We start from the raw sequence: 648 nt of genomic DNA, 5'->3' as shown, positions 1-648 counted from the left end.
CGGGAGATCCAGGGCCATCTACTGGAGCTGTACGGCACCGAAGTGTCGCCAGACCTGATTTCCACCATCACCGACGAAGTCATCGAGGAAGTCACGCAATGGCAGCAGCGACCGCTGGAGGCCATGTATCCGATCGTGTACTTCGATGCCTTGAGGTTGAAGATCCGTGACGAAGGAACGGTCAAGAACAAGGCGGTGTACCTGGCATTGGGCGTACGTGCCGACGGCCGCAAAGAAGTGCTGGGGTTGTGGATTGAGCAAAACGAAGGCGCCAAGTTCTGGCTCAAGGTCTTCAACGACCTGAAGAACCGCGGCCTGAACGACATCCTGATCGCCGTAGTCGATGGCCTACGCGGCTTCCCGGAAGCCATTGAGGCGGTCTACCCGCAGGCCCAGATCCAAACCTGCATTGTGCACCTGATCCGCAACTCGACTACGCTGGCAGCATGGAAGGACCGTAAAGAACTGGCTGCTGCGCTCAAACCAATTTACCAGGCGGCCAATGCAGACTTGGCAGCCACAGCACTCGATGAGTTTGCTGCTGGCCCTTGGGGTAGCAAGTTCCCGACGGTGGCAGCGATGTGGAAGCGTCAATGGCAGCAGGTCATTCCGTTCTTTACGTATCCGCCGGAGGTCAGAACCATCATC

At 57.7% G+C, this 648-nt stretch carries 1 protein-coding gene; it reads left to right on the top strand.

Annotated elements, in window-relative coordinates; genetic code table 11:
• Positions 1–648 (top strand): IS256 family transposase (locus RY831_RS33090; RefSeq protein ID WP_326510517.1); only part of this gene is annotated, 648 nt, incomplete at both ends.

The sequence above is a fragment of the Noviherbaspirillum album genome, from assembly GCF_035916955.1.
In the GTDB taxonomy this organism is placed as follows: domain Bacteria; phylum Pseudomonadota; class Gammaproteobacteria; order Burkholderiales; family Burkholderiaceae_D; genus Noviherbaspirillum; species Noviherbaspirillum album.
The sequence above is the reverse complement of the archived record's forward strand: the minus strand, read 5'-3'. Positions and strand labels throughout refer to the sequence as shown.